Below are 14,628 nucleotides of genomic sequence, written 5' to 3'. Positions count from 1 at the left end.
TTCCGAAAATCCTATTTCACATTTTGTCCTGGCCGGTCGGGGCTAAATCATCTTACGTCCGCTGTTTTCTTCCGTTGTTTTTATCAAAGCCGTTGCTGGTTCTACATCTTCAGCCCCAAACTAACCCGGCGCTTCAAGCGGACGTGACTCGCCGTTGGCCTTCCCTCTTGCTTTTAGCCGACAAATTCTGTCTTTTATTACTAAACGAAATATAGAAACAACACGCAGCTTAAGCGCTAATCGTTATACACCCCTCGTTGCTCTTCTCTATTAATGCTTTCGTTATTTTATCGTTTCCACCAATTTCCCATCCTCATACCGTTCTTGGGTAATGATATTGCCCTCTTCGTCATATTCTATCAACAGTCCTTGGCGCACTTGGTCTCCAGTATAAGTGGTTTCAACGGAGAGTTGACCATTTTCGTGCCATCCACGAAGGTGTCCAATTCCGTCTTCGCTTTCAGTTGGTGGAACATTTTGGTAAAGCAGTACACCATTGGTATAAATTTCCTTAACAATAAGCTTGTTAAGATACCTGCCCTTTATAAGTTTATTGATGTCGCCATCTTTCTTATAATGAATAACCTTGGTCTCGATCCCATCTTTGAAATAATACTTCATATAGAGGCTGTCATTCTCGGTGTTATAAACCTTTTGAGTTCCCGTAAACAACTCACCTGAAGTGGTGAAACGAGCGGCCAAAGTTTTAGGTATACCGAGTTCCTCAGAGCGATTAAAATCAACATGTAGCTCTGGTACATGATCTAATTTACTAGAATTAGAATCCGAATGATTAGTTTTTTGGCTGCAGAATGTAAGGGTAAGCAAGGCTAGGATGGGCAGGAGCAATGCGGTCTTTGAACCTGTTAGGAACGGTGAATACTTTCGAAACATCATGAGTAGTCTCTTTTTTTGTGAGTGAAAAGTAAATACAGATGGAATAACTGTGGCTGAAGCCGGTATTAGTCAAAATATTCTTCAAGCAGATTATTCATAAAGCATTTTCCAGCTTCTACAGATGCTGTATCGACTCTTCTTCGTTTAATTGTAATTTTATTCTTTTCTCTTGAAGCCTATAATGATTTCTTTAAATGTAGAGTATAAAATACAACTTCCAAATTATCATACACGGGTGTATAACCCGCGCATTAAGCGGACACGCCTCGCCCCCACTTGCCACTTTCTGGTTTTTCCCTTTTCGTTCATTATTTAATAACTCAACATTCATTTGCGTGCAGCTTATGCGCCATGTCGTTATACTGCGCGGTCGGCCTTCACTGTTTGGCTACAATTTTAGCAACCATTTTTGCTTCTTTTTAGCTTTTACATGGGTTCCCGTTTCCAGCTCTTTTTAACGGTTGCCATTTCGGGGCTGGTCATCTGCACCAGTGCCAATTCGGAAATACAAAATAGGCGTTTGCCCTATTTGTTAAATTTTCCCAGTTGCCTCTTCCCTATTTGGCCTTGGTGCTTTCTGCCTTTCCGAAAAAGCCTGGTTCTCGATTGGCGCTGGCCGCCGCGGCCACAATATTAAATGCTGGGCTTTGCATTTTTGGGTCTGGTTCGTTCTTGTTTTAGCAGTCCCCCAATCTTCAGGCTACATGCATAACCAGCGCATCAAGCGGACGTGGCTCGCCTTAACTTTTCTTCAAGTGGTCGCTCTTTTTTCTGGGGTTCAGGCTTTTGCTTTTTACCAATCCAGTGGTAACAACCTGTCTCTCCCCGATTTCTTCTGCTAGCTTCGTTAAATGGTCACGTCTTCAGCTTTTTTATCGCTCCCTTTTGCTTGTAATTTTGCCAAGAGTTGTTAACTTAGTTGCTGATCAGTACCCACGCAGCTTATGCGCAATGTCGTTATTCCCACAGTTTTCTAATCCAGTTCTAATTCATTTCTCTTCTTTCAATATTCTCTATATTACTATTTGAAAACTAATTAAATGGGTATGGCTATGGTTGCTATTATTTCACTTCTAGTTATTATTTCTCTTTCCATACTCATTACCCGAATAGCTGCCACAGCATTAATTCAAACAGGAATATCAAAAGATGCTGCTCGATTTCAAGCTCGATCAGCATTTACAGGAACGGGATTTACAACAAATGAATCGGAGCATGTGGTTAATCATCCAGTTCGCCGTAAAATTTTGATGATATTAATTTTTCTCGGTAGTGCAGGAGTCATCTCAACCATTTCATCGCTCATTCTCAGTTTTATCTCCCTTGAACGAATCGGATATATTTCCATTGAAATCGTGGTTTTGGTGGTTGGTTTGATTGCACTATGGTTTTTGGTGCAAAGTAAATGGATTGACCGCAAACTGTCTTATCTCATTAACCGTGCACTTAATCGTTATACGACCTTAGAGGTCAGGGATTATTATAGTCTCCTTCATCTTTCAGACAATTATCGGGTTTCCGAAATAAAAGTGGAACAACAAGACTGGCTGGCTGACAAAACCCTGAATGATTTGCAATTACATGATGAAGGCATATTGGTATTGGGAATAAAAAGAAGCAATGGGGAATACATCGGAGCACCACGAGGAGAAACAAAAATTTATAATGATGATACCGTAACACTTTACGGACGGGCTGAACTTCTTGAATCTTTGGATAATCGACAGAAAGGTCAGAGTGGAGATCAAAAACATGCTGAGGCAGTCTTAGAACAAGAAAGAATGTGGGATTCAAAATAAAACAAGCTGTGGGCATAACCCGCGCATTAAGCGGACACGCCTCGCCAATTCTTTGCCACTCTTGGTTTTAAGACTTGTCTTTCGTTAGTTGCTAATTCAACATTCATTCGCGTGCAGCTTATGCGCAATGTCGTTAGCCGTAATTCATTGCTATGTATTTAGTTTAATTTTTACTGTTAATGCTTGCGTTGAACGGTGCCAATTGCAGGGTTTCATAAGGCATATGAATACCGGCTTTATTGAAGGCTTTAAAAATATCTTCTCGAAGTTGAAAACGCATGGGAATATGATCCCTTTCGTTATCAATCCAAACACGCAGTTCAATGAGTACATTATAGTCGTTGAGCTCTTTTACAACTACAGATGGTTTCGGTTCACTCATATATAAGTGATTATTTTTCAACAGGTTTAACAGTATAGAGCGTGCTTTATCCAGGTCTTCGTTTACACCTACAGTAACCGGCACATCAAGCCTGAGGTGAGGAAAGTTTGTGTAAGAAGTTACGGTTTTGTTCACCACATCCACATTGGGTACCGCCAGCATTTTCCCATCAACCGTTACAATACGGGTGGACCGCAGGGTTATGCGATCTACTTTCCCATACCTCCCATCTACTTCTACAAGGTCCCCGATTACAAACGGCCGGTCTAAGTATATAATCACTCCGGATATAATATTAGAAAGCGAATCCCTTGCTGCAAAACCAATGGTTAAACCCACGATTCCTAAGGAAGCTAATACGGCTGAAGTTTTAATACCTATCGAATCCAAGGCCGTAATCAGCCCGAATATCAAAATTCCATATTTTATGATAGAGTTAGCGAATATGGTAGTGGTTTCATCCAGGTTACTTTTCTCAAAAATGGGTTTTGATATCAGCTTTGCTCCTCTCCAAAGCAGATAAAAAGCAAATATAACGGAGAGCATGACTGCAATATCAATTATGCCCTCAGCCAATAAATCGCCTATGATCTCAGGTGAAAATATTTCCGAAATTTTTAGGTAAATCTGATCTAATACTTTTTTCATGATCTTAATTAACTATGTTTTATTTGCACTGATTGAAATAATTAATGGTAGATAAAATTAAACGCATCATTTTCATTACAAAACTACCTGCCTTCAATTTAATATTACTCCGCTTCCTTATCAGCTGTTTTATCGGTCTTTTTATTTCCTTTGATCACAAACGGAAGAATAAATAAAAGACTTATTATTGCCCCTGTAAAAAAAGTTGATAGTAATACGATAGACTGTGCACTCTCATATTGCCAAAAAAGAAACGTAACCGAAACAATTTCACTGTTTTGAGTAAAGAAAATGGCAATGAGTATTAAAAAAAGAACATTTAGTATGATCAAAAATCGTTTAAAAGTCGTCATGATATTAAAATAAAATGGGTCAGGCTGTGCCTGACCCATAAGATTTGTCAGATATAATCAAAAACCTTCCGGTACGATGATTACATCAATTCTTCGGTTCATCTTTCTTCCCTGCTCGGTTTCATTATTTGCGACCGGCTTAGTTTCGCCATATCCTTTTGCATTCATTCGCAATGGCTCGATATCCATATTGGCAAGCAAGTACGACATTACCGCATTGGCACGTTCTTGTGAAAGTTTCATGTTCAAATCATCGCCCCCCTGGGAGTCGGTATGACCCTCAATGGTAATCTTTGACCCGGGAAATAAATTGATGGCACGTTTCACCTTGGATAACAATGCAAAGTGTTCGGTTTTAACAACTGAGGATCCCACATCAAAGTTTAAACCGGTTAATCGCATAACCGCATTATTTCCATCACGAATGACCCGAGCTTCTCTATTTGAGAATAAGTTATTAACCTGCTCAAATTGCTCTCTGAACTCATTCATTGCCTGAACACGTTCGCTGATCTCACTTCGTTCATTGGTAATAGCTTCCAGTTTATTTCTCAAATCCTCATTTGCACTCTCAAGGCTGTTATACTCTTGGGTAAGGCTTGTTATTTCCTGTTCCTGACTGTTCAGAGACTCTTTCAGGCCATTTATTTTCTGAATGATAGAATCAGCAACGCTTTCGTAACCTTTATCAAATTTGGCATTGATTAGTAATTCTCCGGCTATTCTCTTGAACGGTTCTTCCGCCATCAAAATCACCTCTTCCCGGGATTTGCGATCCCTGTCGAGCTGCTCAATATACTGATGAAGGTAAAGAGTATGGCTGGCTTCATATTCTGCTTGCTTAGCCAGGTTCCTTGCCTCATCGGTATCATATCGACTATTTTCCAGTGCTTTCTCGGTTTCATTAATCAATCGTTTGGCTTTTTCCAGAGTCTTGGGAGCCTGGTCGTCCGCACTCACCCGATCAGCTTGCCTGACTAAAGAACGGGCTGACTCAAGTATGCTGGATTTTATGGCTGTAAGTTCTGCATCGCGATACATTTTTTCGGCACGCGCTGCTTCTTCTTTTGCATCTCTTGCATCCCCGTCTTCTAATTCCTTGGCTGCTCCCTTAAATTCATCCTCGGCATCTTTCCATTTTTCGGGAGAAAATTCAAATGCTTTAGCAGCAATAGCATCTTCTCTGGCACTTAAAACATTAGTGAATGTAACATTTGCCAGCTTTGTAGCTTCGGTCGCTTTATTAAAGTAAGTAACCGATTCTGCTAGTTTTTCGCGGATATCCTGTAAGTTTCTGCCTCTTTGAAGGTCGCGGTTGGCTTCATTGAAAAGCTCCATTGCTTTACTGAAGTTATCCGGAGCAAGCAACCTGGCATCGGCTGCGTTCGCTTGATTCAGTGCCTTGTCCGCATCAGAAAATAACGAATTGCGTATATCCTGCGCCTGAACAACCGAATTGTTCAGCATGCTGAATATCAGTACAAAAAGTAGCGCTGATATAATCTTAGTAATAGTTGTTTTGTCACTCATTTTATTGTTTTCCTGTTGTTATGTGATTTAGATTTGATACTATTGTAAATAAAAACTGATAGTACTTAACTCTCATAATGATTAGACGTAATTTTTTTAAGTGGTCACTTAAATTGAATAAAAAAGTGACTTTTCTCCTATTCTTACGTCAGAAGACTGAAACACAACCTGTTTTATCATGATCCTTAATGACTAAAGCCATAAACAACTTAACTGATAAAGAGTTAATACGGGAAACTATTGAAAACGCTGATCAACGTGCCTTTGGTGAGCTTTATGATCGTTATTCTCATCGGGTATATAATAAGTGCATCAGCTTCACAAACTCGAAAAGCGAGGCGGAAGATCTGACTCACGATATTTTCTTAAAAGTTTTTTTAAAATTATCCACCTTTAAACAAAACTCTTCTTTTTACACCTGGCTGTACTCAATCACCTACCACACATGTATCGACTACACCAGGGGAAAATCTTCAAATAGACAAGGCATAGTTTTATCTGTTGAAGAGATCGAAGAACAAAGAGTTAAGGCTTTTCATAGCAACTCTGAGGATGATCTGTTACAAATGAAAGTGGAGTATCTGAAAAAAGTATTGGAAACACTGGAGCCTGATGACAAGATGATTCTCTTAATGAAATACCAGGATGACATGTCTATTTCTGAAATTCAGGAAGTTTTCGATATCGGTGAAAGTGCTGCCAAAATGCGCCTCCTCCGTGCAAGGGAGCGCGCTGTAGCTATCTATAACATACTACTCAAAAATAATTGACCTATGCAACAAGATCACGCAAACATATCAAATAACGCCTTTAAGCAACTTGCTGATGAAAACACGCCTTCACCTCAATTGAAAAAAAGGGTTCTTTCCAGTACAAAATTCGGTTGGCTTTTAGCCAATACGCTGGATCTTTTCTCTGTAAAAGCAATTGACTCGATCGTAGAGATGATAAAAAGTTCAAACTCTAATAGTGACTTTTGAAATAATCTGCGTCTAACCTAATAACACTTAAAAAAGGAACACATGGAAACATTTACCGACTTGACCGAAGTAGTGCAGAACTCATTTTTAGCATTTGGCGAAAAGCTAATGAGTGTTCTCCCCAATATACTTGGTGCTTTACTCCTGCTGGTTATTGGTTGGCTGGTTGCAAAACTTGTCGAATTTGTTGTAAGAAAGGTTCTACGCTCTGTAAGATTTGACCGGCTGGGAGAAAAATTTATAGAGACAACCTCAATGAGTTCGGGTACTATGAAAGTTGAACCCAGTACATGGGTCTCAAAATTTGTTTACTGGATCATACTGCTTCTATTTATAATTTCTGCTTCAGACACCCTAGGCTGGAACGTAGTATCCGAATCAATCAGTAGTTTGGTTGTTTACTTACCTGAACTATTCAGTGCCCTCATTTTCTTCGTGTTTGGTCTGTATTTAGCCAGTTATGTCAAGAAATTTCTTAACTCGGTATTCAGCTCCCTTGGTTTGTCAGCAGGCAATGTACTAAGCAGTATAGTGTATTACCTGTTACTGATAATCGTGGCTACTACATCGTTAGATCAGGCAGGTATAGATACGTCTCTTATTACCGCTAATATTTCAATTATTCTCGGGGGTATTATTTTGGCTTTTGCCATTTCTTTTGGGTATTCTTCAAGGCAAGTTTTGAGCAACATACTTTCTTCTTTTTATGTGCGAAACAATTTTGATGAAGGCCAAAAAATAAAGATTGGAGAAATTTCCGGCGAGATAAAAAAAATAGATTCTATGCATGTTACGCTTTCAACAGAGGATGGTGAGATTTTATTTCCCACTCATAAGCTTATTTCTGAAAGTATAACCAGATCTTAATTCTATAATTCAAAAGAAATTCACGAGGTGCATGTTTAGACGAAGTAAAAGGTCGGCAGGAACTGCGACCCCAAAAAATAATTCCCAAACCCTCAATGTCTGCATTATCCACGCAGATACCATCATTACAGGCAGTGTGAAAACTGCCTGTGATATTCGTGTTGATGGAGCTATCCACGGCAATATCATAGCTGATAAAAAAATAATTATAAATGAGCAGGCACTGATACACGGAAATGTAATAGGAGGAAGTGTAGAGGTGAAGGGCAAAGTTAAAGGTGATATCTCTTCAGGAACGTTTCTTCATTTACATCAAAAAGCGTGGGTTCAGGGTAATCTGTTTACATCTAAGCTTATTGTAGATGATGGAGCGACGCTTAACGGAGGTATTAATTCAGGAAAATTTAATAGCTCCATTCTTAAAATGGAAGGAAATAAACAAATTCGACAAAGTGAAGATTGGTATAAAGAAAAATCAAATCTGAAAGTATCGAATATTTAATAACCCAAGAAAAATAAAACAATAAATAAAAGAGGTTTTTACATGAGCAAACGAGATAAATACATCGACAAACTTACTGCAAAACTTAAAGAGTGGGATGCTGAACTTGATAAACTCGAGGCTGAGGCAAACCAGACTAAAGATGAAGCAGAAGCTGATGTTAAAAAACAAATTAAGGAGCTAAAGAAGAAAAGAACGGAAGCCGAGAATAAGTTAGACTCAATAAAAGATGCCTCCGATGATGCATGGGAAGACCTGAAAGACGGAGTAGATCAGAGCTGGGAAGCCCTGTCATCCGCATTTGATAAAGCTAAATCTCGATTTAATCAAAAGAAATAAAATTTAATAGCCCGGGTAGTACGCTGTCCGGGCTATTTAATATCCTAAATCAAATAAACACTATGAGAAGATACGCTACAACTGTCATTACTTTAACTTTACTCTTAATTGGGTCTTATAGTGTCAAGGCTCAGACATTTGGTGATGAACCCATATACGATAAGCTAAAAAGTGACTTCCAAAAGGAGTACCTACGTATCGGTTCTCTGATACAGTTTGTTGGAGATTTTCAGCCGGAACGTAACCTGGGAAGGAGTAATGGTTTTTCCATTGCCAACCTGCGGTTGAAAGTTTCAGGAGACCTGGACAGTGGATTTGGTTATGTAGTACAAACCAAATTTGACAGATCACCTGCTATACTTGATGCAATAGCATACTGGAAACATTCTGAAGGATTTCAGATAGACGCCGGTTTGTTTAAATCTCCTTTCAGTGGTGAATTCCTAACCGGAGCCGCTGCCATTGATTTTGTAAATCGCTCCAGGGCGGTTAGTAGTCTCGCCCCAAACCGACAGATAGGTGTGCAGATCAGCGGCTGGCTAAAGCCTGATGTCGTTCACTACGCTGCCGGTGCTTTTAACGGTAATGGGTATAATGGGAACAGCAATGACAACAATCATTTTCTCTATTCCGGGCGGTTGGAATTTCATGCAGGGTCATCTGAAACCAGCGACCTGGTTGTAGGTGTGAACGGCGCTATCAGCGAAGACGATAATATTTCATTAAGTGGAGTTGCTAATAATTTTAGCGGTACTCGTACTCTGGCTGGTGTAGATGCACGAACAACCGTCGACGACCTTATGCTGAGCGGTGAATTTATCTACAGCAAGCTCGAAAATAATGGAAATGAAACGAACCCCTATGGATACCATCTTACAGCGGGTTATATGGCCGGGGCAAAAACTCAACTCTTGGTGCGCTGGGATCAGTTTGATGCTGACGGCATGGGCCCGGATACTGAATCCATTATCGCTGGCCTGAATATCTGGCCTACCCAGGTTTCAGAAATACAGCTCAACTATATTTTGCCAACCGATAAAGACATAGAGTTTTCACAAATACTCATAAATTTTCAAATAGGATTCTAGAATGAAATGGATATCTATTTATTTATTCTTTCTGCTTTTTCTACTGATCAGCAGCCAGGTTGAGGTTCTTGCGCAGGATGCGGAAGAAGAGCCCTCTATATGGAACCGAGAGACAGCTACAGGCGATTGGGGTGGTTTGCGCACCCCATTCAATAATAATGGGTTTACTCTTGAGTTAAGTTTTATCGGAGATGTGATGAGCAACGTTTCCGGGGGAATTAACCGGAAATCTGTTTTCATCCAGAATATTGATCTTAAGTTTGTCATTGATAACGAAAAGCTGATAGGCTTGCCGGGATCCAATATTCTGTTTTCCGCCCTCCAAAACAACGGGAACAGCATTAGCCAGTACGCCGGTGATGTGCAGGGTGTAAGCAATATTGAAGCCGTGCAAACCATCAGACTATTTGAAGTATGGCTGCAACAAAAGTTGCTCAGTAACCGACTTTCCATTCTTGGTGGTCTTTATGACATAAATTCAGAATTCGATGTAATGGGGTCCGCTGCCTTGTTTATGCAGAGCTCTCAAGGTTTGGGGGGTGATTTTGCCGGAAGTGGTTTAATCGGTCCGCCTACCTTCCCGGCTGCCGGTTTGGGAGGCAGAATCAAGTTTGTTCCGGACCGGAGAATATACATTCAGGCCGGTTTGATGGATGGCGCACCTGCTTCATTGAATTCCGCAAAAAGCACTGATTTCACATGGAATAACGCCGACGGAACCCTGGCCGTAGCCGAGCTTGGCTTGCTTTCCTTTGGTCAGCAGGAATTTATAGCACAAGACAACCTATCCACCCGACAAAGCCGGTCTTTTATTGGCCGAGAGGTTAGCAGTGATTATCGGACTAAAATTGCCCTGGGTGTCTGGAGTTACTCAAAAAATTATGTATCAGACCGTTATGGTACAACATTACCAACTGTTACGGATGACCAAAATGATAAAGGCCTGTATATTCTTGCTGACTGGAAGTGGAATCCTAATCCCCAAAAAACCTATCAGCAATTATCAGTTTTTGGTAGAATTGGTTTTTCGGAAAACGAAGTGAGTCGCTTTAAATCATACGGCGGTTGGGGGGTAACTTACAAAGGGTTAATTCCCGGTGATCCAAACGGCTTGCTGGGATTTTCATTAGCGTCCGTGCAAGGAAGTAAACTTTTTCAGCAGTTAAACGGACAGGTTGATGATTTCGAAACCGTACTCGAATTTACTTATTTAACTAAAGTTATACCCTGGTTAAACATTCAACCTGATATACAATATGTGATTAGCCCGGGGGCAATCTCAAATACTTCGAATGCACTGGTAATAGGGCTACGTACGGACATAACACTTTAAGTTATTTGAAAAAGTCAGAGTTAGTTCAAAGGTGTAAAACTTACAAGAAGTGCATGCCATGTTTTATTATTTCAAACGATAGATACCCGTGTAAAATAAAAGTGGCGCAATTTACGGCTAACAACGGCATTAAGCGGATTTGGTACAAATTTGGTTTTGGTTCTTTCTCTTGCAGTTACGGTTTCGAGTGTTAAATTGAGTTCATAATCCCCAAACCGCTTATGCCGTGGATCGTTAGCCGTATTAAATCTTCCCTTCTCATATACTTTTTTGCTTTTTATTTCGTATTCTTATGTTAATAACTTCGTAAGAACATAAAGGAGCAAGATTATGATTAAGAAACTGCAAAAAATTGGTAACAGCCGTGGTGTTTTGCTCGAAAAAGCCCTGCTTAAGCTTTTAAAAGTGGAAGATGACGACCAAGTCGAAATTATCCCGCAAGATGAAGGACTTTTGATTAAAAAAGTTGATGCAAAATCTGCTTATCAAGAAGTCAGCAAGAAGCATCGTAAATCCTTAGACAAACTGGGTGAATAATGAAGGAGCCTTCCTTTCTAACTATGGAAGACATTTTATTCATCCACGAGCAAGAGATTCAAAAAGCAGGCGGTGATCCAGGTATTCGACAAGAAAAAGATGTCCAAACTTACGCAGATGCTCCCAAGGCCAGTTTCGATGGTGAATACTTAAATGATCTATTTGAAATGGCTGCTAGTTATATCATTTGTTTAACGATCCGGCATCCATTCATCGATGGAAATAAGCGAACGGCTTTGGCCTCTGGCATGACCTTTTTGTATCTCAATGGATATGAAGTTGAAGAATCCTATGATCTGGAACTTGCGGACTTAGTCTTAGACTTTTTATCGAAAGACATTTCTAAAGAGCAAGTAGCCGAACATCTAAAACAGAATTCAAAAGAAAGATAGAAAATACGGCTAACCCGCGCATTAAGCGGACGTGCCTCGCCCTTCCCTGCCGGTTTTGGTTTACTCAATTTCTGTAGTACATTTTATTTCTAAATCAGCGTTGGCCTGCACGCAGCTTATGCGCAATGTCGTTATACTGCGCGTCGGCCATTTCAGTTTGTCCAATAGTTTTGGCCTAAATTTCTGCTTTTTTTTAGCTGGTAACAGGTTCAATTTTTCAGCCTTTTTTGTGGTGTGCTTTTTTCCAGCTAAGAATCTGCACCAGTGCCTTTTTTCGATTTCGCTTCCCTGCCCTCGTGGTAAGTTTCGTATTCCTGCTTTTTCTAAAAAAGTCGTCGGTGCTCTTGCTCATTTCGCAAAGCCTATCGTTCAGTTTGTCGCGGCCTCCGCGTAAAATTCCAGACTCAGTAGCTTTTGGTTTTCCTGCTTCTTTCACAAAAAAGCTGTGTTGTACTTTTTCCAGTTCCAGCATAACCCGCGCATTAAGCGGACGTGGCTCGCCTGGGCTTTTTCCAAATTGGTCGCTCTTTTTGCTCGATTCTTCACAGGTGCTTTTCAAAAATTTAGCGGTAACAGCCTGTCTCCCCTCGTTTTTTTCTGCTGGCTTCTTCAAATAGTCACGGCCGTTGCTTTTTGGATCGCTCCCTTTTGCTTGTGTTTTCGGTTGTAGTTTTTAACTTAGTTTCTAATTCGTAACCACGCCGCTTATCCGCAATGTCGTTAGCAGTAATTAGGAACTTTTTTCTCAAGTTGTATACTAATGATAATAAGCATATAAATTAAATTACCATCAACTATATTATGAAGAAAGTCTCATTTTTATTTTTAGTAGCTTTTATAGCCATAACTTCTTGTAATAATGCCGAAAAGCAATCATTAAAAGAACAATCTAAGGTGACAAGCGAACAACGTGCCCAATCAGAACGTAGTATTACTGGCGTTTATAGTGGCACGCTTCCTTGCGCTGATTGCCCCGGCATAGAAACTTCATTAAAATTTAAACCGCAAAACAAAGTGGAAAAAACTACACTGTATTTAGATAGTAATGATACTGAAAAAACGATGAAGGGTTCGTACAAAATAAATACGGATGACGGTCTTATTGTTGTTACCCTGTCGGATAACAAGAAGGAGTTTTATCGAATGAAATCAGACTCCGCCATTGTTATGCTAAATTCAGACAAAAAAGAAGTTACCGGCCCCATAGCTGATGCATATGTACTAACGAAATAAGCTATGTAATTCATACGGTCTGACTTTTTCAGGGAATTTACCGATATTTTTACCTCGGAGCGTGCCTCCGGGGTATTTTTTTATTGCTAAAACAATTGGAAGAAGTCGTGTTGCTATTGAACAAGCAGCCCAAAACCCGTAACTACTTTCAGAGGCATAACGATCAGGAATAAATTACTGCTAACAAGCGCGTCAACGCGGACGTGCCTCGCCGTCGGTTGCCAGATTTTAAATCATCAATTACTGTAGTACATTTTTAAATAATTGGCGCCCGCCTGCACGCCGGTTACGCGCAAGGTCGTTATACTGCGCGGTCGGCCGTTGCGGTTTGTCTACTGGTTTGGCGCAAGGTTTTGCTTCTTTGTGGGCTTGTAGGCAGGTTCCGGTTTCCTGCTCGTTTTAACGATTGCCTTTCCAAAACTGGTCATCTGCACCAGTGCTTTTCTAACAAGTCAAACAAATTCGGTGCCCTTTCGTCCAGCGTTTCTGGCTGCCTCATTTCATCTGTTGCCTTGGTGCCTGGTGCTGTTTCCAAACCGCCTGTTCACCACTTTGGCGCTGGCCGCCGCGGCGCAATGCTGTCGTGCTAGATTTCTGGGTTGGTGGGTTTCTTTCGTTCTGGGTTTGCCACAATTTGGGCTTGCAAGCTACAAGAATAACCCGCGCTTCAACTCGGACAGGCCTCGCCTATTCTTGCCTCCCTTCTATTTATTAGTTAACCTTTCGTTTTAAACTAATTCGACGTTCTGGCGCCTGCCGGTTAAGCGCAATGTCGTTAGTTTGCCCGCCGGCCTTCACGGCTTGTCAATAAAGGCTGTTTCGGCTGTAAAAATATCCATTTTTCAGCCTCTTCTGGGTTGCCTTTTCCACTACTCAATTTGCCTCATCGTTATTTTCCTTTCCGAAAATCCTATTTCCCGTTTTGTCCTGGCCGGTCGGGGCTAAATCATCTTGCTTCCGCTGTTTCCTTCCGTCGTTTTTATCACAAATCTTGCTGGCTCCACTCCTTTCGCCCCAAACTAACCCGCGCTATCAGCGGACAGGTCTCGCCATCTCCTTGCCTCCCTTCCATTTATTAGTTACTCTTTCTTTTGTAAATAAATTCAACATTCGGCGCCTGCAGCTGTAGCGCCAATCGTTAGTTTGCCCGCCGGCCTTCACGGTCTGTCAATAAAGGCTGTTTCGGCTGTAAAAATATCCATTTTTCAGCCGCTTCTGGGTTGCCTTTTCCACTACTCAATTTGCCTCATCGTTATTTTCCTTTCCGAAAATCCTATTTCCCGTTTTGTCCTGGCCGGTCGGGGCTAAATCATCTTACGTCCGCTGTGTTCTTCCGTTGTTTTTATCAAAGCCGTTGCTGGTTCTACATCTTCAGCCCCAAACTAACCCGGCGCTATCAGCGGACAGGCCTCGCCCTTTCTTGCCCAACTCCCATTTTTTAGTTACTCTTTCTTTTTATAAAAAAATATACATTCCGGCGCCTGCAGCTGTAGCGCTAATCGTTAGGCATACTTTCAAAAATAAATTCTAAATTTTAAGTCATATTTTTAGTCCATTTTATGAGAAAACTCATTAGTTCAATTTTTCTCGTTCTATTTTTAACTGGTTGTTTTAGTTCTCCTTATGTGGATCCCAATACAGGTTCAACTTCCATATCCTCTGTTGAAGAGCCTGAAAAAATGGAGCCTTGTAACTACAATTCTCTCGATGGCAAAGAAATAATTTTATCTAAAAGTCCTAAAAGGACT

General features: G+C 40.6%; 17 protein-coding genes. 12 read left to right on the top strand and 5 right to left on the bottom strand.

Annotation, left to right across the window (positions count from 1 at the left end):
- Positions 1-282: 282 nt before the first annotated feature.
- Positions 283-702, bottom strand: a complete 420-nt coding sequence (locus CK503_RS15640) for a toxin-antitoxin system YwqK family antitoxin (RefSeq protein WP_141239957.1) — start codon at positions 700-702, stop codon at positions 283-285.
- A gap of 1,241 nt (positions 703-1,943) precedes the next feature.
- Between CK503_RS15640 and CK503_RS15635 the strand changes: the two genes are divergently transcribed.
- On the top strand, positions 1,944-2,696 hold the full coding sequence (locus CK503_RS15635) for a TrkA C-terminal domain-containing protein (protein ID WP_217988434.1): 753 nt from the start codon (positions 1,944-1,946) through the stop codon (positions 2,694-2,696).
- A 163-nt stretch (positions 2,697-2,859) separates the two neighbouring features.
- On the opposite strand, the gene CK503_RS15630 is transcribed toward CK503_RS15635, so the two are convergent.
- The 3 genes from CK503_RS15630 to CK503_RS15620 form a co-directional block, all read right to left on the bottom strand.
- Positions 2,860-3,726: a mechanosensitive ion channel family protein gene (locus CK503_RS15630; RefSeq protein ID WP_095607775.1), complete on the bottom strand. Its 867-nt coding sequence runs from the start codon at positions 3,724-3,726 to the stop codon at positions 2,860-2,862.
- A gap of 104 nt (positions 3,727-3,830) precedes the next feature.
- Positions 3,831-4,079, bottom strand: a complete 249-nt coding sequence (locus CK503_RS16510) for a lipopolysaccharide assembly protein LapA domain-containing protein (RefSeq protein WP_350354273.1) — start codon at positions 4,077-4,079, stop codon at positions 3,831-3,833.
- A 57-nt stretch (positions 4,080-4,136) separates the two neighbouring features.
- Positions 4,137-5,609, bottom strand: a complete 1,473-nt coding sequence (locus CK503_RS15620; protein ID WP_095607773.1) for an OmpA family protein — start codon at positions 5,607-5,609, stop codon at positions 4,137-4,139.
- Between the two features lie 188 nt (positions 5,610-5,797).
- On the opposite strand from CK503_RS15620, the gene CK503_RS15615 reads away from it, so the two are divergent.
- The 9 genes from CK503_RS15615 to CK503_RS15575 all read left to right on the top strand — a co-directional run bounded on the left by CK503_RS15615 (position 5,798) and on the right by CK503_RS15575 (position 11,647).
- Positions 5,798-6,379 (top strand): RNA polymerase sigma factor, encoded by a 582-nt coding sequence (locus CK503_RS15615; RefSeq protein ID WP_095607772.1) that lies wholly within the window; start codon positions 5,798-5,800, stop codon positions 6,377-6,379.
- Positions 6,380-6,382: 3 nt separating this feature from the next.
- A complete protein-coding gene (locus CK503_RS15610) occupies positions 6,383-6,589 on the top strand; it encodes a hypothetical protein (RefSeq protein ID WP_095607771.1) in 207 nt (68 codons plus the stop codon).
- Positions 6,590-6,631: 42 nt separating this feature from the next.
- A complete protein-coding gene (locus CK503_RS15605) occupies positions 6,632-7,456 on the top strand; it encodes a mechanosensitive ion channel family protein (protein ID WP_095607770.1) in 825 nt (274 codons plus the stop codon).
- Between the two features lie 31 nt (positions 7,457-7,487).
- A complete protein-coding gene (locus CK503_RS15600; protein WP_095607769.1) occupies positions 7,488-7,958 on the top strand; it encodes a bactofilin family protein in 471 nt (156 codons plus the stop codon).
- Between the two features lie 42 nt (positions 7,959-8,000).
- Positions 8,001-8,297 (top strand): sll1863 family stress response protein, encoded by a 297-nt coding sequence (locus tag CK503_RS15595; RefSeq protein WP_095607768.1) that lies wholly within the window; start codon positions 8,001-8,003, stop codon positions 8,295-8,297.
- A 62-nt stretch (positions 8,298-8,359) separates the two neighbouring features.
- Positions 8,360-9,385 carry a porin gene (locus tag CK503_RS15590; RefSeq protein WP_095607767.1) on the top strand — a complete coding sequence of 342 codons (1,026 nt, stop codon included), beginning with the start codon at positions 8,360-8,362 and terminating at the stop codon, positions 9,383-9,385.
- A 1-nt stretch (position 9,386) separates the two neighbouring features.
- A complete protein-coding gene (locus tag CK503_RS15585) occupies positions 9,387-10,718 on the top strand; it encodes a carbohydrate porin (RefSeq protein WP_095607766.1) in 1,332 nt (443 codons plus the stop codon).
- A 330-nt stretch (positions 10,719-11,048) separates the two neighbouring features.
- Positions 11,049-11,255 carry a MazE family transcriptional regulator gene (locus tag CK503_RS15580; RefSeq protein WP_095607765.1) on the top strand — a complete coding sequence of 69 codons (207 nt, stop codon included), beginning with the start codon at positions 11,049-11,051 and terminating at the stop codon, positions 11,253-11,255.
- Positions 11,255-11,647 carry a type II toxin-antitoxin system death-on-curing family toxin gene (locus CK503_RS15575; RefSeq protein WP_095607764.1) on the top strand — a complete coding sequence of 131 codons (393 nt, stop codon included), beginning with the start codon at positions 11,255-11,257 and terminating at the stop codon, positions 11,645-11,647. The genes CK503_RS15580 and CK503_RS15575 overlap by 1 nt, the downstream gene beginning before the upstream one ends.
- Before the next feature lie 217 nt (positions 11,648-11,864).
- Here the strand turns inward: CK503_RS15575 and CK503_RS15570 are convergent, their stop codons facing one another.
- Positions 11,865-12,260 carry a hypothetical protein gene (locus CK503_RS15570; protein ID WP_095607763.1) on the bottom strand — a complete coding sequence of 132 codons (396 nt, stop codon included), beginning with the start codon at positions 12,258-12,260 and terminating at the stop codon, positions 11,865-11,867.
- A gap of 188 nt (positions 12,261-12,448) precedes the next feature.
- On the opposite strand from CK503_RS15570, the gene CK503_RS15565 reads away from it, so the two are divergent.
- Together CK503_RS15565 and CK503_RS16305 are read left to right on the top strand one after the other, a co-directional pair.
- Positions 12,449-12,880: a copper resistance protein NlpE gene (locus CK503_RS15565; RefSeq protein WP_095607762.1), complete on the top strand. Its 432-nt coding sequence runs from the start codon at positions 12,449-12,451 to the stop codon at positions 12,878-12,880.
- Positions 12,881-14,439: 1,559 nt separating this feature from the next.
- On the top strand, positions 14,440-14,628 hold a 189-nt coding region (locus tag CK503_RS16305), incomplete at its 3' end, for a hypothetical protein (protein ID WP_217988277.1).

This window comes from Fodinibius salipaludis, from assembly GCF_002287075.1.
GTDB lineage: Bacteria > Bacteroidota > Rhodothermia > Balneolales > Balneolaceae > Fodinibius > Fodinibius salipaludis.
This window is presented reverse-complemented; position numbering and strand designations above follow the sequence as displayed.

Coding starts and splice junctions, on each gene's coding strand:
- CK503_RS15635 (WP_217988434.1), top strand. CDS start 1,944: ATGGCTATGGTTGCTATTATTTCACTTCTAGTTATTATTTCTCTTTCC.
- CK503_RS15630 (WP_095607775.1), bottom strand. CDS start 3,726: ATGAAAAAAGTATTAGATCAGATTTACCTAAAAATTTCGGAAATATTT.
- CK503_RS16510 (WP_350354273.1), bottom strand. CDS start 4,079: ATGACGACTTTTAAACGATTTTTGATCATACTAAATGTTCTTTTTTTA.
- CK503_RS15620 (WP_095607773.1), bottom strand. CDS start 5,609: ATGAGTGACAAAACAACTATTACTAAGATTATATCAGCGCTACTTTTT.
- CK503_RS15615 (WP_095607772.1), top strand. CDS start 5,798: ATGACTAAAGCCATAAACAACTTAACTGATAAAGAGTTAATACGGGAA.
- CK503_RS15610 (WP_095607771.1), top strand. CDS start 6,383: ATGCAACAAGATCACGCAAACATATCAAATAACGCCTTTAAGCAACTT.
- CK503_RS15605 (WP_095607770.1), top strand. CDS start 6,632: ATGGAAACATTTACCGACTTGACCGAAGTAGTGCAGAACTCATTTTTA.
- CK503_RS15600 (WP_095607769.1), top strand. CDS start 7,488: ATGTTTAGACGAAGTAAAAGGTCGGCAGGAACTGCGACCCCAAAAAAT.
- CK503_RS15595 (WP_095607768.1), top strand. CDS start 8,001: ATGAGCAAACGAGATAAATACATCGACAAACTTACTGCAAAACTTAAA.
- CK503_RS15590 (WP_095607767.1), top strand. CDS start 8,360: ATGAGAAGATACGCTACAACTGTCATTACTTTAACTTTACTCTTAATT.
- CK503_RS15585 (WP_095607766.1), top strand. CDS start 9,387: ATGAAATGGATATCTATTTATTTATTCTTTCTGCTTTTTCTACTGATC.
- CK503_RS15580 (WP_095607765.1), top strand. CDS start 11,049: ATGATTAAGAAACTGCAAAAAATTGGTAACAGCCGTGGTGTTTTGCTC.
- CK503_RS15575 (WP_095607764.1), top strand. CDS start 11,255: ATGAAGGAGCCTTCCTTTCTAACTATGGAAGACATTTTATTCATCCAC.
- CK503_RS15565 (WP_095607762.1), top strand. CDS start 12,449: ATGAAGAAAGTCTCATTTTTATTTTTAGTAGCTTTTATAGCCATAACT.